The sequence below is a fragment of the Sphingomonas sp. GC_Shp_5 genome (genome assembly GCF_026540855.1).
GTDB lineage: Bacteria > Pseudomonadota > Alphaproteobacteria > Sphingomonadales > Sphingomonadaceae > Sphingomonas.
The window spans coordinates 55,521-79,427 of record NZ_JALNUP010000013.1 but is presented as its reverse complement, the minus strand read 5'-3'; the positions used below and the strand labels follow the sequence as shown (position 1 = coordinate 79,427).

Sequence of the window (23,907 nt, the reverse complement as noted above, 5' to 3'; positions counted from 1 at the left end):
CCGATGCGGTCGGGCGCTGACCGCCGGTCAACCGCCGCGCGCTACCTGGAAACCGGCGAACGACTGGCTGACCGGCATCAGCTCCAGCCGGTTGATGTTGAGATGCGCCGGCAGGTCGGCCACCCACAGCATGGTCGCGGCGATGTCCTCGGCGGTCATCGGATTGGCGCCCTGATACAAGGCATCGGATGCGGCCTGGTTGCCGCCGGTACGGATCACCGTGAACTCGGTTTCGACCATGCCTGGTTCGATCGAGGTGACGCGCACCCCCTTGCCGTGCAGATCGGCGCGCAGCCCGAGCGAGAATTGCTCGACGAACGCCTTGGTGCCGCCATAGACGTTGCCGCCGCTGTACGGATATGTCGCCGCGACCGACGACAGGTTGATGATCGCACCACGCCGGGCAACGAGGCCGGGCAGCAGATGGTGGGTGAGCGAAACCAACGCGGTGACGTTGGTCGCGATCATCGTCTGCCAATCGGCGAGGCTGGCCTCCTGCGCCGGCTTGGTGCCGAGCGCGAGGCCGGCATTGTTGATCAGCAGGTCGATCTCGCGCCACTCGGCCGGCAATCCGGCGAGCGCGGCCTGGGCGGCAGCGTCGTCGGCGACGTCGAAGGCGAGGGTATGGACCTGGTCCGGCCCGAGCCGCTCGCGCAACGCCGCCAGCCGCGCCGCGCGCCGGCCGGTGGCGATTACCCGCCAGCCCGCTGCGACGAACGCCTCTGTCGCGGCGGCGCCGATGCCGGCGGTGGCGCCGGTGATGAATGCAGTCTTGGCCATGACGTCTCCAGCGGATCGGGAGCCGCATCGTGCCTGTCGGCTGCGGCTCGAGCTTGTCTCCTGACCAAAGTGGCGTCGGCGTTCAAGCGGCGTTCGCGGGGATCATGCCGGGCGAAACAGCGTCAAGGCCGCGGTTACCCTCTTCCCGCGCATCCTCTCGGCGACGCGAACGTTTCAACATCATATCCTCGATCAAGAGGAACAGGGGAGCGTGCCATGCGCCAACGTCGCTTCGTCCCGATCTCGCTCGCGATCGCCTTGGCGGGCTGTGGCGGCTCCGATGGCGGTGACACGGTTCCGCCGGTCGCTACCCCCACGCCGACGCCGACGCCCGCACCAACGCCCACACCGACCCCGTCACCCACGCCGACCCCGACGCCCACCGCGATGGTCAACCAGCGGGTCGTCGCCACCTTCGACAATCCTTGGGCGATGGTCTTCCTGCCCGATGGCCGCCTGCTCGTCACCGAGAAGTCGGGGCAACTGCAGCTCGTCACGCAGGCGGGTGGCAAGACGCCGGTGGCCAACGTCCCGCAGGTCACCTTCCAGGGACAGCTTGGGCTGCAGGATGTTGCGCTCGATCCCGCCTTTGCGGCCAATGCGCGGGTGTGGATCACCTATGCCGAGCCCGCCACCGGCGGCCAGCAGCTCGCCGTCGCCCGCGCGACACTCAATCTGGATGCGGCGCCGCGGCTGAGCGACGTCACCGTGATCTGGCGTGCGACGCCGGCGACCACCGGTGGCCAGCTCGGCGGCCGCCTTGCCTTCGCGCCCGATGGCCGGACGCTGTTCGTCAGCACCGGCGAGCGCCAGCAGGGCACGCCGGCGCAGGATCTGTCCGGCACGCTCGGCAAGATCGTGCGGATCAATCTCGACGGCACGCCGGCGGCGGGCAATCCGTTCGCCGCCACCGCCGGCGCCCGCCCCGAGATCTGGACGCTGGGTCACCGCAATCCCTACGGGCTGGTGTTCGCCAGCGACGGCCGTTTGTTCGAATCCGAGATGGGGCCGATGGGTGGCGACGAGTTCAACCTGATCGATGCCGGGCGCAACTATGGCTGGCCGCGCGTGTCGGAGGGCGACAATTACGACGGTACGCCGATCCCGCGCCACGCCACCAACCCCGCCTACACGCCGCCGCTGGTGAGCTGGACGCCGGTGATCGCGCCGGGCGGGATGATCCAATATCATGGCTCGGCGTTCGTCGGCTGGACCGGCGACTTCATCCTTGCCGGGCTGGTGCAGCAGGGCATCGTCCGGGTGCGGGTGACCGGCAACCAGGCCAGCGAAGTGGCGCGGATTAGCCTCGGGTCGCGTACCCGCGAGGTGGAGGAAGGGCCCAGCGGCTCGCTGTGGGTGCTGCGCGATGGCGCCAACGCCGCGCTGGTGGAGCTCACGCCGCGCTGATAGGCGTGGCGGCGCGCGGCATGATCCCGCGCGGTTCCACCGCCGATGCCCAAAGGATGTCCATGGCCGATCTCATCATTACCCCCAGCGGCCCTGGCGCGATGGAGGCGGGCCTGGTGCTGGACGATGACGGCGGCCGCTTCGTGGTGCTGAAATATAAGGAGCCGCACGGCGATGCGGTGATCGTCACCTTCACCGTGCCGATCTTCCAGCATTATGTGGAGCATCTGGTGCGCACCGCCGCCGCGGCGGACGTCGATGCCAATTGGGGGATCCCGGGTTGAGCCGGCTCACCCGGCGCGCGGGGCGGGGCAGGGGCCTGCTCGCCGCGATCGCAGCCGTCGGCATCGGCATCGCCGCACAGGCCGCGTTGGCCGCTGAAACCATCACCGTCGAACCAGCCGACGCCGTCGGCACCAGGCCGCTGCCGATGGCGGCGCACGGGCGGGTCGTGGCCGACGGCACGGATCTCCGCCGGCAATGGCCGGGCAGCTATTTCGACACGGCGTTCCGCGGTGCCGACGTCTTCTTCAAGCTCGGCGCGGGCGACGTCGCGCTCCGCATCCTGGTGGATGGCCAACCCGTCGCGGCGCTGACCAAGCCGCGTCCGGGCTTCTATCGGGTCCGCGGGCTCGGTGCCGGACAGCACAGCCTGCGCGTCGCGGTGGCATCGGAAAGCCAGGCCGGCGCGACGGTGTTCGGCGGCTTCTTCGCTGCCCCGGGCACCGCGGCGGCGGCGCTGCCGCACCGCGGGCGCCAGATCGAGTTCATCGGCGACTCGCACACCGTCGGCTATGGCAACAGCTCGAGCAAGGGCGAGTGCAGCCAGGACGAGGTGTGGGCGACCACCGACACCACCCGCGCGTTCGGCCCGATCCTCGCCAGTCGCTACGGCGCCGACTTCCAGATCAACGCGATCTCCGGGCGCGGCGTCGTCCGCAACTACAATGGCTTCAAGGCGGATACGCTGATCGAGGCCTATTCGTACGCGCTGTTCGATCACCAGACGCCGGTGCAGCCGCAAGGCTCGAACCCGCAGCTCATCGTCATCGCGCTCGGCACCAACGATTTCACCACGGCGCTGCACGATGGCGAGAAGTGGCCCAACCGCGACGCGCTCCACGCCGATTACGAGGCGACCTACGCCCGGTTCGTACGCTCGCTGCGCGCGCGCCACCCGCATGCCCTGATCGTCCTCTGGGCGACCGACATGGCGAACGGCGAGATCGAGGCCGAGGCCGGCAAGGTCGCCGCCGCGCTTGCCGCGGCCGGGGACCGGCGCGTCGCCTTTCTGCCGGTCGACGGCCTGGGCTTCACCGGCTGCCATGGCCACCCGTCGCTCGCCGATGATGCCACCATCGCGGCCAAGCTGGCGGGCGTTATCGACAGGCGGGCGGACGTCTGGCGACGGTGATGCCGCGCCGACGCGGCCAGCCTATTCGGCGGCGTCGCGACGCGCTTCGTCGGGCGCCGTGCGGTGGAGCAGGTCATGGACCTTGGCGGCGAGGTCGACCTGGCGAAACGGTTTGGTGAGCCGCGGCACGTCGGCGGCGACATCCTCGCCGCGCGCGGCATAGCCGGTGATCAGCAGCGCCGGCATCGGAATGCCGGCCGCGCGCATCTCGCTGATCAGCGCCGCACCGGTCATCCCGGGCATCAGATAATCGGTGACCAGCAAGTCGATGGCGCTGCTCCCCTGGAGGACGATCAGCGCCTGGCTGGCCGAGGACGCCTCCACCACCCGATAGCCGATATCGCGCAGCATGTCGGCGGTGGCGAAGCGGACGATGTCCTCGTCATCGACCAGCAGCACCGTTGCCGCGCGCTGGGCCGGGATCGGCTCGGCGCCGACACCATCGGCAACGCGCGCACGCTCGTCGGTCGCCGGCAGCCATAGTTCCACCGCGGTACCCGCGCCGAGCCGGCTGTCCAGCCGCAATGTGCCGCCGGACTGCGCCGCCAGCCCGTGGATCATCGACAGGCCGAGCCCGGTGCCCTTGCCGACGCCCTTGGTGGAGAAGAACGGCTCGGTGGCGCGCGCCAGCGTCGCCTCGTCCATGCCGGTGCCGGTGTCGCGCGCCACCAGCCGGATGTAGCGCCCGGCCGCCAGCCCGCGGCCGTCGTGATCGGCGACCGTCTCGGCCGCGGCGGTGAGGGTCAGCCGGCCACCCTCCGGCATCGCGTCGCGCGCGTTGATCGCGAGGTTGAGCAGCGCCAGTTCGAGCTGGTTGGGATCGACGCGGGCGGACGGCAGCGAATCGGGGATCTCGGGGACCACCTCGATCGTCGGCCCGAGCGTGCGCCTGACCAGTTCGACGATTCCGTCGATCAGCGCGCCGATGTCGACCGCTTGGGGCTGGAGCGCCTGGCGACGCGCAAAGGCGAGCAATCGCTGGGTCAGCGTCGCCGCGCGTTCCGCCGCCTGGAGCGCGCCGCCCACCATCCGCTGGGTGCGCTCGTCATCCTTGTGTCGCCGCCGCACCAGATCGAGGCTGCCGACGATCGGCGTGAGGAGATTGTTGAAATCATGCGCGACACCGCCGGTCAGCTGGCCGATCGCGTCCATCTTCTGTGACTGCGCCAACTGGGCATCGGCGTCGCGGCGCGCGGTGGTATCGGAGATCACGCCAGCCAGGCGTCGCGGCGTGCCGTCGTCATCGTAGCGGGCCCGCCCCTTGACCGCGATCCAGCGCGCGCTGCCGTCCGCGCCCGTGATAGGATATTCGAACTCGAGCGTCCCGGTGGTCAGCGCCTGGTCGAAGGCGGCGGCGATCGCGGGCCGGTCCTTGGCGTTAACGTGGTGTAGCAGATGCGCAATCGTCCAGCGCGGCTGGGGTGCCGGATAGCCGAACAAGGCATCATGGCTCGGCGAGCGCTGCGTGTCGCCGGTCGCCAGATCCATGTCCCAGCTCGCCATGCCGCCTGCCTCAAGCGCAAACGCCAGGCTGTCGCGCGCCGCCTGAAGCTCGGCGGTACGCTGGGCGACGGCTTGCTCGAGCGTTTCCGCCGCGGCACGCACCTCAAACTGCCGCTGCCGCGCTTTGATCGCGGAGCGCACCGCGCCGACCATCGCCTCGGCATGGAGCGGCCGCTGAAGCAGCACGACGTTGCCGAGATCGCCCAGGCGCTCGGTGGCGGTCGACGTCCGCGGCGAGGTGCCGCCGTTGGCCAGCACGACGAATGGCAGGTCCGACCAGGTCGGCTGCGCCGCGACCCAGGCCGACAGGGCGGTGCGATCAGCCGAGGCGAGCGCCTCCTCGGTGATCATCACCGCGCCGGCACCGTCGTCGAGCGCCGTCACCATCGGCGCCAACGCGTCGAATACCACCGCCTCGATCCCGCTTCGACGCAGCAGATCGGCGGCTATCGCCGCGTCGCGGCCTCGCGGCGCCAGGATCAGAACGCGGTTCTGCATCTCAGCCGCCGCCGCCGTCGGTGCTCTGGCTGGCGAGCAGGGTGCTGCTTTCGCCCATATAGGCGGGGATGCCGGTCAGCACGCCTTGAAAGGCCCGCAGCGGCTCGCCTAGCACCAGGCCGCCGGCGGTGATCTGGAACTCGCGAATGACGCGCTCGTGCATCGCGGTGCGCGTCTTGATCACCGAGATCGCCTGGCGGACCTCGCCGAATGCCTCGAAATAGCGCAGCTGCACTGCGGTATCGGCAAGGTAGCTGAGATCGACGTCGGCGCGGATGTCGCCCATGATCCCGTGCATGCCGAGGATCAGCATCGACACCACGCCATGCTGGCCGAGGTAGGTGAGCAGTTCGTGCATCTGCAGCACCAGGAACTGTTCGTTCGGCATCGACTGCAGATAGGCGTTGAGGCTGTCGATCGCGACTAACCGCGCTCCGTCTTCCTCCACCGCGGCGCGCACCGCGCCGGCGAACTCGCCTGGCGACAGTTCCGCCGGATCGATTGCGCGCATCTGCAGCAGGCCGTTGTCGATGAAGGGTTGCAGGTCCATGCCAAGCGCCGCCGATCGCTTGAGCAGCGTCGGCAAGCGCTCGTCGAACAGGAAGTAGCAGGCCTTCTCGCCGCGCCTCAGCAAGGCGACCATGCACTGGATCGTCGCAGTGGTTTTGCCGACGCCGGCAGGACCGGTCAGCAGCGTCGCGGTGCCGGGGAAGAGGCCGCCGCCGAGCAAGGCGTCGAATCCGGCCGAGCCGGTGGAGACGGGCGCGTCGACATAGCTGCGACCATGTTCGGCGGCGACCAGGCGCGGGTAGATCTTGAGGCCGCCGCGCTCGATCTCGAAGTCATGGTAGCCGCCGCGATAACGCACCCCGCGCAACTTCACGACATGCATCCGCCGCCGCTGCGCGCCGAACCCCGAGAGGATCTGTTCCAGCGCGATCACGCCATGGGCGATGCTGTGCAGCTGGAGGTCGCTGCCGGACGCGCTTTTGTCGTCGAGCACCAGCACGGTGCAGGCGCGGGTCGAGAAGAAATGCTTGAGCGCGAGGATCTGCCGCCGGTAGCGGATCGCGCTTTGCGCGAGCAGCCGCAATTCGGAGAGGCTGTCGATCACCACCCGCGCCGGTCGGCACTCGTCGACCTTGGCCATGATTGCACGGATCGTCTCGCCAAGCTCCACCTCGCTGGGGTGCAGCAACGTCTGCTCTTGATCGTCGCTCAGCCCGTCGGCCGGCACCATCTCGAACACGGTGATCGGGTCGAGCGACCAGCCGTGGGTCTTGCCGACCGCGCGCAGCTCGTTCTCCGTCTCGGCAAGCGTGATGTACAGGCCGCTTTCGCCGACCTTGGCCCCGGTGAGCAGGAACCCGAGGCCGAGCGTGGTCTTGCCGGTGCCCGGCGTGCCCTCCACCAGATACAGTCGTTCCGGCGTCAGCCCGCCGTTGAGGATATCGTCCAGGCCGGCAATCCCCGTCGAAGCGGTGGTGGGCTGGGACGCGGCATCAGGCTGCATGGAGGGACCTTGATTGGATGCGGACCGCGGCGGATCGGGCAGAATGGACGATGACGCTGCTTAGGCGACTGAATCGGGTAGTAACAGAGGTGTGAGCAATCGCGCGCGATCCCACGGGCTGTATATGCCGGATATGTCGTTGATGGGGTCTGAACGGCGGCGTCGCGGGAATCCTAGCAGCTACCAGAAGTAAGCTGTTCCCTAACGCGCAATGCCGGCATTTGAGCCGGTGCCAGGTCGCACGGCGCCGGAACCCAATCGCCGCGGTCGCGCTCGACGCGCCTGGTCGTGTCGGAGAGCCGTTGCCGCGCTGTTCGAACCGCCCCGCGCGGGAGCGGTCGAACAGGGCAGGCAGCGCTCAGCGTCGCTCGCTGCGCACCTCCGGCAGGAACAGATAGCCCTGCCCGCGGACGGTGCGCACCAATTCTTCGTTATTGGGGCCGGCGAGCTTGCGCCGGAGTCGGCTGACGCTGACGTCGATCGTCCGGTCATTGGCATCCGGCTTGGGCTTGCCGGCCAGTGCCGCCAGCTGCTCGCGGGTGTGGACTGTCTGCGGGTCGGTGACGAAGGTCATCAACAGGTTGAACTCGCCATCGGTGATCAGCACCGCGCTCCCGTCCGGCGCCGTCAGCGTCCGCATCCGGCAGTCGAGCAGCCACCCGGCGAAGCTGTAGCGGTTGTTGAACGGGAGCACGTCCGCCTCTTCTTCGGTGCTTTCGTCGGTGCCGGCGCCCTGCAGGGCGCGGCGACGCAGGACCGAGCGAATCCGCGCCAGGATCTCGCGCGGGCTAGCCGGCTTGATCACATAATCGTCCGCGCCCATCTCGAGCGCGACGATCCGGTCGACTTCGCTCGCCACGGCCGAGAGCATGATGATGCCCGGCCGATCCTCGGTCTGCATCAGCGAGCGCAGCACGGACAAGCCGTCCTCTCCGGGCATCATCAGATCGAGGATGATCAGATCGCAGCCGCGCTGGCGCAGCCGGTCACGCAGCGCCGCACCGCTCGCGACGGCCTCGGCGCCGAGGCCATTGTCGACCAGAAATTCGGTGAGCAGTTCGCGAATTCCCGGATCGTCGTCGACGATCACGATCCTGGACGCCTCCTCAATGGCGGCGAGGCCCGCCGGGGCGCCTGACGGACGGATGTCGGCGCCGACTGGGGGGTAGCTGATCATAAGCGAGGTCCTTTGATGTCACGCAACTGAAGGCATCACGCACTGGATGTCGCCGCCGCCATGGACCCGATTCTTTTCCGTGATGTGTCCGCATGTTGGAAGAAACGCGAAAGTTCGTCGTGCACCGTCGCTGTCGGCAACATGACCAGTCGGCAGGCGGGTGGCACAATGTGACGGCGCGTTTCGCTGCGGTGACGAGGGTGCCGGGCGCCGTCGCGATGCCGGCGGTTTGCGGCTAGAAGGGTAGGCATGAACCTCGATGACCAGATCCGCCGCTATTTCGGCACCGACGACGTGGCGACGATCGCGCCCGGTGCGCTGACCGCCGGGCTCGATCACATGCGGGTCGATCTCGCGCTCGAAACCGATCGGTCGCGGCGGTTCGCGCTATGGGCGCTGATGTACATGCTTGGCGCCGGGCCGGATCTCGAGACGGTGTTCAAGGATGCCGCCGATCGCGACGCGGCGCGCGACTTCATGGATCTGTCCGATCGCCCCGGGTGACGCATGTCGATTGGGCGCAGCGACGCCACCGATGGCCGGATCCCCCCGCCGGTGGCGGCAGGAGTCTAACCTAGGTCATTGTCCTCCAACGGCGACGGCGTCAGCCTAACCGCTGGACATACATGACGATTCGGTTGGGAGTGAGGGTATGAACATGCCGAACGACGCCGATTTCTACGAGCGCCGCGCGCGCGTCGAGCGGGCATTAGCCGCAACGGCCGTTCTGCCTGAGATCAGGGCGATCCACCTCGACATGGCCGACAACTATGCGCTGGTCGCGCGCGATACTCGGGCCGTAGCGAAGATGGCTCCGGCGCGCTAGGCGCTGGCGGCCAACACCAGGTCGCCAGTTGTGCCGCGGCCTGCGCTGACGCAGCCTATTGAATACGCTTGGCGCCGAGGCGGATGACGCTGTGGCCGAGCGCGGGCGAGTAGAGCAGGTCGTTCTCGGCACCGATCTGCTGCGACAGCCGTTCCATCATGAGCTTGGTTTCCCGGCCGAACGTAACCCAGCCATCGGCGATGCCTTGCGACGTCCATTTGCCGACGAACACAGCCCAGTCGCTTCGCAAGGTCTCCAGCCGGGCCCGCATCGCGCCTGCTTCACCCGCCGACCGCCCTGCCGCCAGCGCCGTCTCCGTAAGATCGACCACCTCATCCTCGACGCCGAGATGATCGGCCAGCAACACGGCAAGCTCGAGCAGCAGCGTCAACGCCGCGGCACTGTCGGCGACGGGTCGTCCGGCGACGTCGGCAAGGCGCGCACAGCGATCGGCGATCAGGTCATGATCCTTGACCAGGCGAGACCAGGTGGCGGCGTCCTGCTGAGGCCATAAAGCGTCGAAGCTGTCGATCATCGCTGCATCCTAGCGCATTGCGCCACCAGGCCAATCCCTCATGATGCCGCCAACGCCGCGATCCCGCATTGACGATGGCGCGACGCGTGGCATGCACGCCGCTCGCACGGGCAGGGTCGGGGCTGCCGGCACGGGCGCCGGTGACCGGCGGGCAACGTTGATAGCGGGAAAGTAACGGCGTGGCAGACGATCGAGGCTGGGGACGAACGAGCGGGGCCGCGGCTACCGGCGATGGCTGGAGTGGCGGCAGCGGGGCCGCCGATCGCGAGCGGATCAGGGCCGAGCAACGCGAGCGGCGGGTGGCCGAGCGCGTGGAGGCTGCGCAGCAGCGGGCCGGTGCGCGCGACGCGGCGCGCGACAGCCTTGCGCAGGAGCGCGAGCGCGCGCGCGAGGCGCGGCGGCTCGACGATGTCGAACGGCGGCGCGCGCGCGACGCGGCCGGCGAAACCGCGGCGGTGGCTCGGCGCAGGGGCCCCGGCGCCGCGCGCACCGGCGGCGACGAGCAGGGCAAGGTGCAAAAGCCCCGCGACACCCGCAGCTATCGCACCGTCGTCGACGCGGACCGGATCCGCGAACTCGCGCGGCGCGGCGCGTCGCTGACCGGCCTCGCCGGCGCGTTCGGCGTCAGCGTGGAAGAGGTGCAGGCGGCGCTTGACGATGACGAGGAGGGCACGGGCGCTGGGAGCTAATCTGCATCAATCGAGTTGATCGTCGATGGCATCGCCTGTAGTCGGAAGGAGCAACCATGGATCGTCGGGACTTGCTGAAGGGATCGCTCGCCGCGACGGCGCTGCTGACTGGCGGCCCGTTGCTCGCCGCGGGGCCGTCGCGCGTCGCGGCGCGCAACGTCGTGCTCGTCCATGGCCTGTTCGCCGATGGTTCGTGCTGGGCACCGGTGATCGCGCGATTGCAGGCGCAGGGGCTGAACGTCACCGCCGTCCAGAACCCGCTGACCACGTTCGACGACGCCGTTGCCGAGACTAGGCGGGTGCTCGCCCGGCAGGATGGCCCGACCGTGCTGGCCGGTCATTCGTTCGCCGGGATGATCGTTACCGAGGTGGGCGCCGACCCGCTGGTGTCGGCGCTGGTCTATGTCGCCGCTAGGGCACCGGATGCTGGCGAGGATTATGCAGTGCTGGCCAAGCGCTTTCCGACTCCGCCGGCCTCGGCGGGAATCGTCTATGACGGCGATGAAGGCATGCTCAGCGAAACGGCGTTCCTGCGCGACTTCGCCGGTGATCTGCCGCGAGCCCAGGCGCGGGTGCTGTTCGCTACCCAGCAGCCGTTCCACCGTGCCCTGCTGACCGCCCGTGTGACGGTGGCAGCCTGGCGTACCAAGCCGAGTTTCTATGCTGTGTCAGCGCAGGACCGGACGATCGATCCCGATCTCGAGCGCTTCATGGCCAAGCGGATGGGGGCCGACACGATCACGTTGCCGGCGAGCCATCTGTCGCTGATCTCGCAGGCCGGGCCGGTGAGCGCGCTGATCGCACGCGCGGCCCAGGCCGGCTGAACGGCTCCCCTCTCCCTTGCGGGAGAGGGGAGCGCGTCATCAGGCGCCGAAGGTACGCTGCCACCAGCCGCGGCGGGGCGTATCGCCGGACTGATCGTCGCCGTCGGTGCGGTCGTTCGCCGGCGCTGCTTCGGCGGCAGGGAGCGCGTCGGCCTCGGCAGCCTCGATCACCGGAGCCTCCTCGACCGGCGCCGCTTCCGCGGCCGGCTTGCGGGTGCGGCGGCGCGGCTTGGCGGCCGGCGCGGCTGCGGCCTCGGGGGCCGCTTCGACCGGTGCGGGCGCCGCGGCGTCGGCGGCAGGCGCCTTCTTGCGGGTGCGCTTCGGCTTGGCCGGGGCAGGCTCTGCTTCGGCCTCTACCGGCGTCTCAGCAGCGGCAGCCGGCGCTTCGGGCTCGGCCACCGCCGGCGCGTCGGCGGTAGCCGGCGCCGCGCTGCGAGCCTTGGGCCGGCGGCGGGTGCGCGGCGCCGGCTCGGCGACCGGCGCGACGGCTTCCGCGATCGGCAGCTCGAGCCCGGTGGTGACCGGCCCGGTATCGCCGGCTTCGCCATCCGGCTCGGCCTCGACGGCTGCGGCAACCGCAAGCGGCTCCTCCTCGCCACCATCGGCCTGCGGCTCGGCATTGTCGGCCACGCTGCCTTCGGTGTTGCGACGGCCGCCGCGACGACCGCGACGCCCGCGCCGACGGCGACCGTCACCTTGCGGCTGCTCGCCGGCGTCATGCCCGGGCTCGGCTTCCGACTCGCCATCAGCGACGGTTTCGGCATCGGCGCCTTCCTCGGGCTCACCCTCGACCGCATCGGCCTGTTCGCCACCCTCTGCCTGGTCGTCGCGATTGCGACCGCGGCGACCGCGACGGCGACGGCGCTTGCCGCGGCCTTCGCCCTTGGCCTCGTCGCCCTCGTCGCGCTGACGCTCGCGGCGCGGCTCCTCGACTGTCTCGGCCTCTTCCTCGATCTCCTCGTCGATCTCGTCCTCGACGTCGTCGACAAGATCGTCGTCCTCGATCTCGACCAGCGCCTCGATCTTTGGCGCATAGGCCGGCGGCGGGCCCGACGCCTCGACCGACATCCGCGCGCCCTCTTCCTCGCGATCGGGCACGATCTCGACGATCACGCCGTAGCGATCCTCGATCTCGGCGATGTCCGCGCGCTTCTTGTTAAGCACATAGATGGTCGCTTCATGGCTGGCGCGCAGCGTCAGCACCGAGCCGCGGCCGCGGGCGGCCTCGTCTTCGAGCAGGCGCAGCGCCGACAGGCCGGCCGACGAGGCGGTGCGGACGAGGCCGGTGCCCTCGCAATGCGGGCAACCGCGGGTGGAGGCTTCGAGCACGCCGGTGCGCAGCCGCTGGCGGCTCATCTCCATCAACCCGAACGACGAGATGCGGCCAACCTGGATGCGCGCGCGATCGTCCTTGAGCGCTTCCTTCATCGCCTTCTCGACCTTGCGGACGTTGGAGCCGTTGTCCATGTCGATAAAGTCGATCACGACCAGCCCCGCCATGTCGCGCAGGCGCAGCTGGCGGGCGATTTCCTTGGCGGCCTCGAGATTGGTCGCGGTCGCGGTCTGCTCGATATTGTGCTCGCGGGTGGAGCGGCCGGAGTTGATGTCGATCGAGACCAGCGCCTCGGTCGGGTTGATCACCAGATAGCCGCCCGACTTCAACTGCACCACCGGATGGTACATGGCGGCGAGCTGGTCCTCGACCCCGGCGCGCTGGTAGAGCGGCACCGCATCCGCATATTGCTTCACCCGGCGGGCGTGGCTCGGCATCAGGAGCTTCATGAAGTCCTTGGCCTGGAGGAAGCCCTCCTCGCCCTCGACGATCACCTCGTCGATCTCGCGATTGTAGATGTCGCGGATCGCGCGCTTGATCAGGTCGCTATCGCCATAGATCAGCGCCGGCGCCGACGAGCCGAGCGTGTTCTCGCGGATCCCGTCCCACAGCCGGGCGAGATAGTCGAAGTCGCGCTTGATCTCGGTCTTGGTGCGCTGCAGCCCGGCGGTGCGGACGATGCAGCCCATCGACGGCGGCAGCTTCATGTCCGCCATGATCGACTTCAGCCGCTTGCGGTCGCCCGCATTGCTGATCTTGCGGCTGATCCCGCCACCATGCGAGGTGTTGGGCATCAGCACGCAATAACGGCCGGCGAGGCTGAGATAGGTGGTCAGCGCCGCGCCCTTGTTGCCGCGCTCCTCCTTGACGACCTGGACCAGCAGCACCTGGCGGCGGTGGATCACGTCCTGGATCTTGTAGCGGCGGCGCAGGTTCATCCGCCGCTGGCGCAGCGCTTCCACCTGATCGTCGTTGCCGCGCGGCTTCTTGGACGTGCCGCTCGCGGCCTCGCCATCGCCCTCGTCGTCGCTGCCGTGATCGTCATGATCGCCGGCGTCGTGCGCATCGTCGTCGGCGTCGTCGAAATCCTCGGCGTCGTCGTCATCGTCCTGCTCGGCGCGCAACGCTGCCTCTTCGGCGGCATGCTCGGCCTCTTCGCGCAGCAGCGCGTCGCGATCCTCCTTGGGGATCTGGTAATAATCGGGGTGGATTTCCGAGAAGGCGAGAAAGCCATGGCGATTGCCGCCGTAATCGATGAACGCCGCCTGCAGCGACGGCTCGACCCGCGTGACCTTGGCTAGATAGATGTTGCCCTTGAGCTGCTTGCGCTCGGCGGACTCGAAATCGAACTCTTCAATCCGGTTACCCTTGACGACGGCGACCCGGGTCTCCTCCCGGTGGCGTGCGTCGATCAGCATACGCGTGGTCATGTAATAGTCTCCACGCGCGCCGGCAGGAGGCTGGCTTGGCAGCCTCGGCAGGCGCGCGACGATGAGCAGCGCCGGAACTCGGCCGGGCGCGCTGGGGTGGCAAAGATGCGTCTGCTCGCCATGCACGTCGGGGGGCATCGCCCTCCCGCACGCCCGCGCACCCGCCGGCAAGGGCCGGGCGGAGCTGGACGTTGGACAAGTGCATCATGCGAGTTTCAACCTGGTTAAAACCAGCGCCGACAAGGCGCTGAGACCGATGCGTCGCAACATTGTTACGCGTGCGATACACGGGTGCGATTGAACAGGTAGCATTGCCCGCACCATACCGCAACTGGCAGGCTTTTGCCGGTCGCGGCGGCAAAAACGTGCCGAACGGGGCGTTAACCGTGCCGGGCAACCCGCTGTTGGGGCGGGAAGGCTTACCTGTCTGCACGACCTCGACGGTCGCGCAGAGGGAATGACATGGGTTTTCACTGGACCGGCGGCAGCGTTGCGCGGCAAGGACGTGGAGTGTTCGCGCTCCTTGTTCTTGTGGCCGGCTGGCTGACGGGATCGCCCGCCTGGGCGGCGACGGTGATCAAGAGCATCGCCATGACCGGCGATACGGTGGTGATCCGCTTCGACGGCCGCGTCGGCGACGCGCAGGGGACGGTGCTCGGCGCGACCCGGCAGATCGTGCTCGACGTGGTGGACGCCGAGCCCGGCGTGCGCGCGCGGATCGACGGCATGGTCACCGCGATCCATCAGATCCGGCAGCCGACAGGCACCCGAGTGGTGTTCGATCTCGCCCGGCCGGCGGTGATCGGCGATGGTGCCTTCGATCCCGATGGGCGCGAGTTCACCCTGTCGCTCAAGCCGGCGACCGCCGCAGGCGTCGCGGCGGCGACCGCGGCCGGCCCGTTGAGCTTCTTCCCGTTCAACCTCGGCGCCTGGGCGGCCAAGCCCCGCTACAAGGTGTCGGTACCGGTGCCGCCGCCGGCGCGGGGCATGCGCCTGCCCAAGGTGGCGGGGGAGGACGGCCGGCCGCTGGTGGTGATCGACGCCGGCCATGGCGGGATGGATCCCGGCGCGATCAACCCGGTGACCGGGCTGCGCGAAAAGGATGTCACGCTGAAGATCGCCAAGGCGATCCGCGACGATCTGCTCGCCAGCGGGCGGGTTCGCGTCGCGCTGACCCGCAGCGACGATCGCTTCCTGGTGTTGCGCGAACGTTTCGGCATCGCCCGACGGCTTCACGCCAGCCTGTTCATCTCGGTTCATTGCGACAGCGTCGGCTCGGCGGACGCGAGCGGCGCGTCGGTGTACACGCTGTCCGAAGTCGCCTCGGACAAGGAAGCGGCGCGGCTCGCGACCCGCGAGAACAAAGCGGACATCATCGCGGGGGTCAATCTCGGCGATGCCGGCGCCGACGTGTCGTCGATCCTGATCGATCTCGCCCAGCGCGAGACGATGAACGCCTCGGCCAGTTTCGCCCGGCTGCTCGGGCGCGAGGCCAAGCCATTGATCCCGACCAAGCCCAACTTCCACCGCATGGCCTCGCTGATGGTGCTTAAGGCGCCGGACATGCCCTCGATCCTGTTCGAGACCGGCTATATCTCCAACCCGATCGATTCCGCCTTCCTCGACAGCGACGAGGGGCGCCAGCGCATCGCGGACAGCGTCACCAAAGCGGTCGAGGTGCACTTCGCACGGCAGATGGCGAGCCGGTAAGGACTGGGCCACCAGCGTCCTCCCGCCACCAGCGTCCTCCCGCCACCAGCGTCCTCCCGCCACCAGCGTCCTCCCGCCACCAGCGTCCTCCCGCCAGCAGCGTCCTCCCGCCATAACCGTCATCCCAGCGAAAGCTGGGATCTCTGGCGAGGACGGGCAGGAGCCGCGGAAGATCCCAGCGTTCGCTGGGACGACGGCTAGAACAACGTCCCCATTGGCCGCGACGACCATCCGGTCTGCCGCGTGCGCGGGGTGGCAAGCCAACGCGAACCTGCTACACGCCGCCCCTGATTTATGGCGTCCGATCCTCCCCGCACCAACCGCTTCAGGCTGACCCGCGACCCCGATGGCACGCCGGGCCTGGCCAGTCGTGCCTGGGGGCGCTGGTGGGTCAAGGCACTGGCCGCGCTCGCGGTGCTGGCGCTGGTCGCTTATGCGATCCTGTGGCTGACGGTGCTGCGCGCGCTGCCATCGGTGGACCAGTTGCGCAATTACGAGCCGCCGCTGCCGACCAACGTGCGCGGCATCGATGGCGTGCCGATCCAATCCTATGCCCGCGAGCGCCGGGTCGAATTGTCCTACGCCGAATATCCGCCACTGCTGGTCCGCGCCTTCCTCGCGGCGGAAGACAAGACCTTCTTCGAGCATCACGGCGTCGACTATCCGGGCCTCGCCGGCGCGGTGATCGATTATGCGGCGAAGTTCGGCACCGGTCGGCGCGCCAAGGGCGGCTCGACCATCACCCAGCAGGTCGCCAAGAATCTGCTGATCGGCAACGCCTATTCGCCGAGCCGCAAGCTCAAGGAAGCGATCCTCGCGTGGAAGATCGAGGATACGCTGACCAAGCAGCAGATCCTCGAATTGTACCTCAACCAGATCGCGCTGGGCCGCAACGCGTTCGGCGTCGAGGCAGCGGGCCATGCCTATTTCGACAAGGAACTGGACGAGCTCGATCTCGCCCAGCTCGCCTATCTGGCGATCCTGCCCAAGGGGCCGAGCAACTACGATCCGTTCCGCCACACCGAGCGCGCGCTGCAGCGACGCAACTATGTGCTCGGCGAGATGCTGCGCAACGGCTTCATCAACCAGGCCCAGCATGACGGCGCGGTCGCCGAGCCGCTCGGCGCGGTGCTGCGACGCACCCCGAAGTTCGAGCGCGTCGGCGGCTATTTCGTCGAGGAGGTGCGCCGGCAGCTGGTCGACAAGTTCGGCGAGACCGATCGCGACGGACCGTACAGCGTCTATGCCGGCGGGCTGTGGGTGCGCACCTCGCTCGACACCCGGTTGCAGGATCTCGCCGCCGAGGCGTTGCGCGACGGGCTGATCCGCTTCGACAGCGGTCGCGGCTGGAATGGGCCGATGCGGCATGTCGAGATCGATGGCGACAATTGGCAGCAGGCGCTGCTCAACACCAACGTCGGTCTCGATTACAAGGACTGGCGCGCGGCGATCGTCACCGCGCGCTCGTCGGCATCGATCGACCTCGGCTTTGCCGACGGCAAAACCGGCAGCCTGCCGCGCTCGGGCGCGCAGATGCCGGTGCGTGGCAAGGGCGGCAACGCATTTGGCGCGATCCAGGTCGGCGACATCATCGCGGTGGCGCCCGACGGCAGCGACTTTGCCTTGCGGGCGATCCCCAAGATCTCGGGCGGCTTCGTCGTCGAGGAGCCGGGCACTGGTCGGGTGCTGGCGATGCAGGGCGGGTTCGACAGCCGCATCCAGTCGTTCAACCGTGCTACCCAGGCGCTTCGCCAGCCGGGCTCGACGATCAAGCCGATCGTCTATTCGGCGGCGCTCGAGAATGGCATGACCCCGGCGACGATCATCCAGGACGCGCCGTTCTGCGTCTACCAGGGCGCGCATCTGGGGCAGAAGTGCTTCGTCAACTTCGGCAATGAGGGCGGCTCGGGCGCGCACACGATGCGCTGGGGCATCGAGCAATCGCGTAACCTGATGACGGTGCGCGCGGCGTCCACCGTCGGCATGCCCAAGGTGGTGGACGTGATCAAGCGGATGGGGGTGGGCAATTACCCGCCCTATTTGTCGTTCGCGCTCGGCGCCGGCGAAACCACCGTGAGCCGGATGGTCAACGCTTATTCAATCCTCGAGAACCAGGGGCGCGGCAATGCGCCGACGCTGATCGACTTCGTCCAGGATCGTCACGGCAAGGTGATCTGGCCGGAGAATTGGCGCGCCTGTGACGGTTGCAATGCCGCCGACTGGAACGGCAAGGCGATGCCGCGGCCGGGATCGCGGATGCGCCAGGTGATCAACCCGCTGACCGCCTATCAGATGGTCCACATCACCGAGGGTGTGATCCAGCGCGGCACCGCAGTGGTGCTGCGTGATCTCGACCGGCCGATGATGGGCAAGACCGGCACCACCAACGGCCCCACCGACGTGTGGTTCGTCGGCGGCACGCCGCAGTTCATCGGCGGGCTGTACCTCGGCTATGATACGCCCTCCAATCTCGGCGGCTACGCCCAGGGCGGCCGGATCTCGGCGCCGATCTTCAAGGAGTTCGCGGCCAAGGCCTATGACGGGCTGGAGAAGCTGCCGTTCCGCGCGCCGGCGGGTATCCGCATGGTGCGGATTGATCGCGCGTCGGGCCGACCGGTGTACGGCACTTTCCCCACCGACAGCGATCCTAAGGCGGCGGTGATCTGGGAAGCGTTCAAGCCGGAAAGCGAACCGCGCCGCGCCGCGCGCCATGCCGGTCCCGCGCCGACGGTGACTGCCGCGCCGGTGCGCAAGGCACCGGAGCCGCGCGACAGCGAATTCTTGCAAAAGGAAGGCGGAATCTACTAGCCGCATTCCCATATACGTCAGCCGGCCTGTGCCGGGCCTGCCGCCAGTCGTTGCTGGCCTGACGACCCTGATTGGAGAGTTTCGATGCGCGCCGAAGCGCAAGCCCATGTCGACAAGATCAACGATGCACTGGCGCTGCTGCGCCGGTTCCTCGATTGGGATCGCGCGCTCCGCCGGCTCGACGAGCTCAACGCCCGGGTCGAGGACCAGGCGTTGTGGAACGATCCCAAGGCCGCGCAAGAGGTGATGCGCGAGCGCCGCCGGCTCGACGAGGCGATCACCGCCACCAGGGCGATCCAGAGCGAGCTCGACGACACCGTCGAGCTGATCGAGATGGCCGAGGCCGAAGGCGACACCGCGATGGAGGCGGACGGGGTGGAGAGCCTCGCCGCGCTCGCCCGCCGCGCCGAGCATGACAAGGTTCAGGCGCTGCTCGCCGGTGAGGCCGATGGCAACGACACCTATGTCGAGGTCAATGCCGGCGCCGGCGGCACCGAGAGCCAGGATTGGGCGGGCATGCTCCAGCGCATGTACACCCGCTGGGCCGAGCGTCGCGGCATGAAGGTGGAACTGATCGATCAGCATTCGGGCGAACAGGCCGGGATCAAGTCGGCGACGCTGCTGCTGAAGGGCGAGAACGCCTATGGCTTCGCCAAGACCGAGAGCGGGGTGCATCGGCTGGTGCGGATCAGCCCGTATGACAGCGCGGCACGGCGGCATACCAGCTTCGCCAGCGTCTGGGTCTATCCGGTGGTCGACGACAATATTGACGTCAACTACAATGAGAGCGACCTCCGGATCGACACCTATCGCGCCTCGGGTGCGGGCGGCCAGCACATCAACACCACCGATTCGGCGGTGCGCATCACCCACATTCCCACGGGGATCGTGGTGCAGTGCCAGAACCAGCGCTCGCAGCACAAGAACAAGGCGGAAGCCTATAACCAGCTGCGCGCCCGGCTCTACGAGCGCGAGCTGCAGATCCGCGAGGAAGCGGCCAACGCCGAAAACGCCAGCAAGACCGATATCGGCTGGGGTCATCAGATCCGCAGCTATGTGTTGCAGCCCTATCAGATGGTGAAGGACCTCCGCACCGGCGTCACCTCCTCAAGCCCCTCCGACGTCCTCGACGGCGAGCTTGATCCGTTCATGGCGGCGGCGCTGTCGCAGCGGGTGACTGGCGAGGCGGTAGAGGTCGAGGACGTTGACTAAGTGACGCCGAGTCCCTCCTTGCGTATCGGGCAGATCGCCCTCGGAACGCTGTTGCTGCTCGCCGCGTGCGACGGTTCCAAGCCGCTGATCAAGCATGACGCCGACAAGCCGGGGCCGTTTCCGGCGGCGGACCGGCCGGTGGCCTCGATCGTGTCGTCGCGCTGGTCTAACGAGGAGGCGCGCGATCGCCTCAACGAAGCCGGCGAGGTGATGGGCAAGGCGGGCATCGCCAAGGGCATGACCGTCGCCGATATCGGCGCGGGCGAGGGCTATTACACCATCCGGCTGGCGCAGCGGGTGGGCAAGGACGGCCGGGTGCTCGCCGAGGACATCGTGGCGCAGGTCCGCGACGCGCTGGCCGAGCGGGTGGCGCGCGAGAGCCTGGACAATGTCAGCGTCCGGCTCGGCGCGCCGGCCGATCCGCGGCTGCCGGCGGCGAGCTTCGACCGGGTGCTGATGGTGCACATGTACCATGAGATCGCCCAGCCTTATGAGTTCCTGTGGCGGATGCGCCCGTCGCTGAAGCCCGACGGGCTGGTGGTGGTGGTGGATGCCAACCGCCTGCCGCAATATCACGGCACCCCGCCGGCGCTGCTCACCTGTGAATTCGCCGCAGTGGGTTATCGGCAGGAGTCGGTGTCGGAAATGCCATCGGCCGGTGGCTATATGGCGACCTTCCGCGCGGTCGGCCCGCGGCCGGACCCGGCGGCGATCAAGGCCTGCCGGCTGCGCTAGAGCAGGCCGCGGTCGCGCAGGCTGGTGATCGCGGACGGGGTGACGATCAGGTGATCCACCAGGGCGATCTCCAGCGGCGCGAGGACCCTGGCGAGCGTGCGGGTGAAGGCGAGATCGGCGGGGCTCGGCTCCGGGTTGCCGCTCGGATGGTTGTGGGCGAGGATCAGCCTGGCGGCATCGAGGCGGAGCGCCTGACGGACGAGATCGCGGATCGACGGCATCACCGCATCGTCGCCACCGAGCGTGTCGTGGCGGCCGAGCAACCTCCATTGCGGATCAAGAAACGCCGCCGCGGCGCGCTCGACGCGGCTGTCGGCCAGCGGCGCGAACAGGGCGCTGGCGGCGGCGACCGTATCGAGGCGGGGGAGGGCGTCCACGTATCGCCTTGCCCGCATCGGCGCGGCAGCACGATCGGAGACGCATCCGATTCTGCGGCTTGATCGCAGGCCGTCGGCCGCGGTACGCCCCCGCCATGCGCCAGTATCTCGACCTCATGGACCGTATCCTGACCAGCGGCTCCAGGCAGATGGACCGCACGGGGACGGGGACCCTCTCGGTCTTCGGGGCGCAGATGCGCTTCGATCTCGCCCAGGGTTTTCCGGTGCTGACCACCAAGAAGCTGCACCTGCGCTCGATCATCGTCGAGCTGCTCTGGTTCCTGCGCGGCGACACCAACGTGCGCTGGCTGCAGGAGCGCAGCGTCAAGATCTGGGACGAATGGGCCGATGCGGCGGGCGATCTCGGCCCGGTGTATGGCAAGCAGTGGCGCGACTGGGTCGCCGCCAACGGCCGCCACATCGACCAGATCGCCGAGCTGATCGAGCAGATCAAGACCAACCCGGCTTCGCGCCGCCAGATCGTCTCCGCGTGGAACCCGGGCGATCTTCACGCCATGGCGCTGGCGCCGTGCCATTGCCTGTTCCAGACCCATGTCGCCGACGGCAAGTTGTCGCTCCAGCTCTACCAGCGTTCGGCCGACATTTTTCTCGGCGTGCCGTTCAATATCGCGAGCTATGCCTTGCTCACCCACATGCTCGCCCAGCAATGCGGGCTCGAGGTCGGCGAGTTCATCTGGACGGGGGGCGACTGCCACCTCTACCTCAACCACCTCGAGCAGGCGCGCACCCAGCTGACCCGCAACCCGGGGCCGCTGCCGCGGCTCGAGATCCTGCGCACGCCACCGGCCATCGACAGCTATGAGCAGGAGGATTTCGTACTCCACGGCTATGAGGCCCAAGCGCATATCAAGGCCGCCGTCGCCGTCTGAGTGAGAGCCATCCGCAATAGGAACCGCGCCATACCGGCCGTGGTTGATCGTCCACTATCTTGCCCGAGGGACGATCATGGACATCACGCAGCTCATTCTCGACGAACACGCCCAGCAGCGCGCGCTGTTCGCGCAGATCGACAGCATCGACGCGCATGACACCGAGGCGCTGTCGGCCTTGTGGACGCGGCTCAAGAATTTGCTCGATGCGCATGCCGAAGCGGAGGAGCGCTTCTTCTATCCGCGGCTGATGCAGATCGGCACCGGCGGCAACGATGCCGACTCGGCGGCGGAGGAGACCGAGGACGCGATCGAGGATCACAACGAGATCCGCGACACCGGCGAGGCGGTCGACCAGCATCCGGTCGGCTCGGACGCTTGGTTCGAGGCGGTCGGCGCGTGCAACAAGGCCAATAGCGATCACCTCGCGGAGGAGGAGCGCCAAGGCCTGACCGATTTTCGCAAGCATGCGAGCCTCGAGGAGCGCCACGAGCTCGGCGTGCGCTTTGCCGCCTATGAGGCGAGCCACCTCAACGGCATCGCGGTGGTCGACAAGGATCCCAAGCAATGGGTGAAGGACCACGCCCCGGCGTGATGCCTCGCGCGGCCGGTGGTTCCGCGGCATAGGACGGGGATGATCACCTTCATCCTCGCCCGCGCCGACAATGGCGTGATCGGCCGTGACGGCCAGCTGCCATGGCGACTGCCCGCCGACCTCAAGCGGTTCAAGGCGCTGACCATGGGGCGGCCGATGGTAATGGGGCGCAAGACCTTCGACAGCTTTCCGGCGCCGCTACCCGGGCGGCGGCACATCGTGCTGACGCGCGACGCGGGCTGGTCGGCGGCCGGTGCCGAGGTCGCACCCTCGCCCGACGCGGCGCTGGCGCTGGCGGGTCCCGATGCAGCGGTGATCGGCGGGGCCGAGATCTACGCGCTGCTGCTCGACCGCGCCGAGCGGATCGAGCTCACCGAGGTGCATGCGTCGCCGGACGGCGATGCGGTGGTGCCGGCGTTCACCGGGTGGCGCGAGGTGGCGCGGGAAGATCATGCCGCAGCGGAGGGCCGGCCGGCATATAGTTTCGTGACGCTGGCGCGGTAGCGGTCCGGCCGGGGCGATGGTTCCGGGCCTGGGCTGGATCACCAGCTATATGCCCGTCACCCCAGCGGAAGCTGGTGTGTTAATCGACGTCTGCGTGTCGTTGCCGCGCAAGATCCCAGCCTTCGCCGGGATGACGACGCTATCGGCTGCCCAGCGCCGCCCGCACCATCTCGCGTTTGCCACGCCGTCCGCCTATAGCGCCGCCGATGGAGCGGCTTGACGGCGGCTCGACCATTCCGCCGCATCTTGCCGGCGGGATCGTCGCGCTCGGAAACTTCGATGGCTTTCACCTCGGTCACCAGGCGGTGGTCGGCGAGGCGGTGGCGCGCGCGCGTGCCGAGGGCCGGCCGGCGCTGGTCGGCACCTTCGATCCGCATCCGGTGCGCCATTTCCGCCCCGCAACGTCGCCGTTCCGGCTGACCACGCTCGACCAGCGCGAGGCGCTGTTCGCGGCGGCCGGGGTGGACGCGATGGTGGTGTTCCACTTCGACGGCGCGCTCGCGGCGCTGACCGCCGAGGCGTTCGTCGAAGAGCGGCTGGTGAGCGGGCTGCAGGTGGGCGGCGTGGTGACCGGCGCGGACTTTACCTTCGGCCATCGCAAGAGCGGCAGCGTGGCGACGCTTGCCGCGCTTGGCGCGGCGCATGGGTTTGCCGCAGATGCAGTAGGGCCGGTGACGCTCAACGGCGAGACGGTGTCGTCGACGCTGATCCGCGATGCCTTGCGCGCCGGTGACCCGCGAACGGCGGCGCGGTTGCTGACCCGGCCGTTCGCGATCCGCGGCATCGTGCAGCATGGCGACAAGCTCGGGCGGACGATCGGCTATCCGACCGCGAACCTCGACATGGGCAATTACCTGCGGCCTGCCTATGGCATCTACGCCGTCACCGGGCGGCTCGCCGACGGGCGGCTGCTCAAAGGCGCGGCCAACCTCGGCATCCGGCCGAGCTTCGATCCGCCCAAGGAGTTGCTCGAGCCCTTTTTCTTCGACTTCGCCGAGGATCTGTACGGGCAGACCATCGAGGTGGCGCTGATCGACTATCTGCGGCCTGAGGCGAAGTTCGACAGCCTCGAGGCGCTGACCGCGCAAATGGACGCGGACTGCGCGCGGGCGCGGGTGGTGCTGAGCTAGGGGCGTTGTCGAGGGAA

The 23,907-nt window shown here is 68.6% G+C and carries 22 protein-coding genes; 15 read left to right on the top strand and 7 right to left on the bottom strand.

Annotation, left to right across the window (positions count from 1 at the left end):
* Positions 1-27: 27 nt before the first annotated feature.
* Entirely contained in the window at positions 28-780 is a 753-nt protein-coding gene (locus tag OXR60_RS11905) for an SDR family NAD(P)-dependent oxidoreductase (protein WP_267396125.1), read from the bottom strand.
* A 216-nt stretch (positions 781-996) separates the two neighbouring features.
* On the opposite strand from OXR60_RS11905, the gene OXR60_RS11900 reads away from it, so the two are divergent.
* The 3 genes from OXR60_RS11900 (at position 997) to OXR60_RS11890 (ending at position 3,601) form a co-directional block, all read left to right on the top strand.
* Positions 997-2,187: a PQQ-dependent sugar dehydrogenase gene (locus OXR60_RS11900; RefSeq protein ID WP_267396124.1), complete on the top strand. Its 1,191-nt coding sequence runs from the start codon at positions 997-999 to the stop codon at positions 2,185-2,187.
* A gap of 62 nt (positions 2,188-2,249) precedes the next feature.
* Complete coding sequence (locus OXR60_RS11895; protein WP_267396123.1) at positions 2,250-2,471, top strand: hypothetical protein; 222 nt, start codon at positions 2,250-2,252, stop codon at positions 2,469-2,471.
* Complete coding sequence (locus OXR60_RS11890) at positions 2,468-3,601, top strand: SGNH/GDSL hydrolase family protein (protein ID WP_267396122.1); 1,134 nt, start codon at positions 2,468-2,470, stop codon at positions 3,599-3,601. Before OXR60_RS11895 ends, OXR60_RS11890 begins: the two co-directional genes overlap by 4 nt.
* A gap of 21 nt (positions 3,602-3,622) precedes the next feature.
* Here OXR60_RS11890 and OXR60_RS11885 read toward each other — a convergent pair whose 3' ends face one another.
* From OXR60_RS11885 to OXR60_RS11875, 3 genes are all read right to left on the bottom strand, one after another.
* A complete protein-coding gene (locus OXR60_RS11885) occupies positions 3,623-5,602 on the bottom strand; it encodes a PAS domain-containing hybrid sensor histidine kinase/response regulator (RefSeq protein WP_267396121.1) in 1,980 nt (659 codons plus the stop codon).
* 1 nt (position 5,603) lies between these two features.
* The gene (locus tag OXR60_RS11880; RefSeq protein ID WP_267396120.1) at positions 5,604-7,115 is read right to left on the bottom strand and encodes an ATPase domain-containing protein; all 1,512 of its coding nucleotides are present in this window, start codon (positions 7,113-7,115) and stop codon (positions 5,604-5,606) included.
* Between the two features lie 358 nt (positions 7,116-7,473).
* The gene (locus tag OXR60_RS11875; protein WP_267396119.1) at positions 7,474-8,292 is read right to left on the bottom strand and encodes a response regulator; all 819 of its coding nucleotides are present in this window, start codon (positions 8,290-8,292) and stop codon (positions 7,474-7,476) included.
* A 249-nt stretch (positions 8,293-8,541) separates the two neighbouring features.
* Between OXR60_RS11875 and OXR60_RS11870 the strand changes: the two genes are divergently transcribed.
* Both OXR60_RS11870 and OXR60_RS11865 read left to right on the top strand, forming a co-directional pair.
* A complete protein-coding gene (locus OXR60_RS11870; RefSeq protein ID WP_267396118.1) occupies positions 8,542-8,796 on the top strand; it encodes a hypothetical protein in 255 nt (84 codons plus the stop codon).
* 154 nt (positions 8,797-8,950) lie between these two features.
* Positions 8,951-9,118, top strand: coding sequence for a hypothetical protein (locus OXR60_RS11865; protein ID WP_267396117.1), 168 nt, complete (start codon positions 8,951-8,953; stop codon positions 9,116-9,118).
* A 55-nt stretch (positions 9,119-9,173) separates the two neighbouring features.
* On the opposite strand, the gene OXR60_RS11860 is transcribed toward OXR60_RS11865, so the two are convergent.
* Positions 9,174-9,653 (bottom strand): hemerythrin domain-containing protein, encoded by a 480-nt coding sequence (locus OXR60_RS11860; protein WP_267396116.1) that lies wholly within the window; start codon positions 9,651-9,653, stop codon positions 9,174-9,176.
* A 179-nt stretch (positions 9,654-9,832) separates the two neighbouring features.
* Here OXR60_RS11860 and OXR60_RS11855 point away from each other — a divergent pair, with 179 nt between their 5' ends.
* Complete coding sequence (locus tag OXR60_RS11855) at positions 9,833-10,342, top strand: hypothetical protein (RefSeq protein ID WP_267396115.1); 510 nt, start codon at positions 9,833-9,835, stop codon at positions 10,340-10,342.
* A 56-nt stretch (positions 10,343-10,398) separates the two neighbouring features.
* Positions 10,399-11,166, top strand: a complete 768-nt coding sequence (locus OXR60_RS11850; protein WP_267396114.1) for an alpha/beta hydrolase — start codon at positions 10,399-10,401, stop codon at positions 11,164-11,166.
* Between the two features lie 39 nt (positions 11,167-11,205).
* Here OXR60_RS11850 and OXR60_RS11845 read toward each other — a convergent pair whose 3' ends face one another.
* The gene (locus OXR60_RS11845) at positions 11,206-13,917 is read right to left on the bottom strand and encodes a ribonuclease E/G (RefSeq protein WP_267396156.1); all 2,712 of its coding nucleotides are present in this window, start codon (positions 13,915-13,917) and stop codon (positions 11,206-11,208) included.
* A gap of 522 nt (positions 13,918-14,439) precedes the next feature.
* Here OXR60_RS11845 and OXR60_RS11840 point away from each other — a divergent pair.
* From OXR60_RS11840 to OXR60_RS11825, 4 genes are all read left to right on the top strand, one after another.
* Positions 14,440-15,639: an N-acetylmuramoyl-L-alanine amidase gene (locus OXR60_RS11840; RefSeq protein ID WP_267396113.1), complete on the top strand. Its 1,200-nt coding sequence runs from the start codon at positions 14,440-14,442 to the stop codon at positions 15,637-15,639.
* A 294-nt stretch (positions 15,640-15,933) separates the two neighbouring features.
* Positions 15,934-18,447 (top strand): transglycosylase domain-containing protein, encoded by a 2,514-nt coding sequence (locus OXR60_RS11835; protein WP_267396112.1) that lies wholly within the window; start codon positions 15,934-15,936, stop codon positions 18,445-18,447.
* Between the two features lie 84 nt (positions 18,448-18,531).
* A complete protein-coding gene (gene prfB, locus OXR60_RS11830) occupies positions 18,532-19,659 on the top strand; it encodes a peptide chain release factor 2 (RefSeq protein WP_267396111.1) in 1,128 nt (375 codons plus the stop codon).
* An 18-nt stretch (positions 19,660-19,677) separates the two neighbouring features.
* Entirely contained in the window at positions 19,678-20,394 is a 717-nt protein-coding gene (locus OXR60_RS11825) for a class I SAM-dependent methyltransferase (RefSeq protein WP_267396110.1), read from the top strand.
* On the opposite strand, the gene OXR60_RS11820 is transcribed toward OXR60_RS11825, so the two are convergent.
* Entirely contained in the window at positions 20,391-20,771 is a 381-nt protein-coding gene (locus tag OXR60_RS11820; protein WP_267396109.1) for a JAB domain-containing protein, read from the bottom strand. The genes OXR60_RS11825 and OXR60_RS11820 overlap by 4 nt on opposite strands.
* Before the next feature lie 95 nt (positions 20,772-20,866).
* Between OXR60_RS11820 and OXR60_RS11815 the strand changes: the two genes are divergently transcribed.
* The 4 genes from OXR60_RS11815 to OXR60_RS11800 all read left to right on the top strand — a co-directional run bounded on the left by OXR60_RS11815 (position 20,867) and on the right by OXR60_RS11800 (position 23,890).
* Positions 20,867-21,661, top strand: coding sequence for a thymidylate synthase (locus OXR60_RS11815; protein WP_267396108.1), 795 nt, complete (start codon positions 20,867-20,869; stop codon positions 21,659-21,661).
* A gap of 76 nt (positions 21,662-21,737) precedes the next feature.
* Entirely contained in the window at positions 21,738-22,256 is a 519-nt protein-coding gene (locus OXR60_RS11810; RefSeq protein ID WP_267396107.1) for a hemerythrin domain-containing protein, read from the top strand.
* A 39-nt stretch (positions 22,257-22,295) separates the two neighbouring features.
* Positions 22,296-22,760: a dihydrofolate reductase gene (locus OXR60_RS11805; RefSeq protein ID WP_267396106.1), complete on the top strand. Its 465-nt coding sequence runs from the start codon at positions 22,296-22,298 to the stop codon at positions 22,758-22,760.
* Between the two features lie 206 nt (positions 22,761-22,966).
* Entirely contained in the window at positions 22,967-23,890 is a 924-nt protein-coding gene (locus tag OXR60_RS11800) for a bifunctional riboflavin kinase/FAD synthetase (RefSeq protein WP_267396105.1), read from the top strand.
* Positions 23,891-23,907 lie beyond the last annotated feature (17 nt).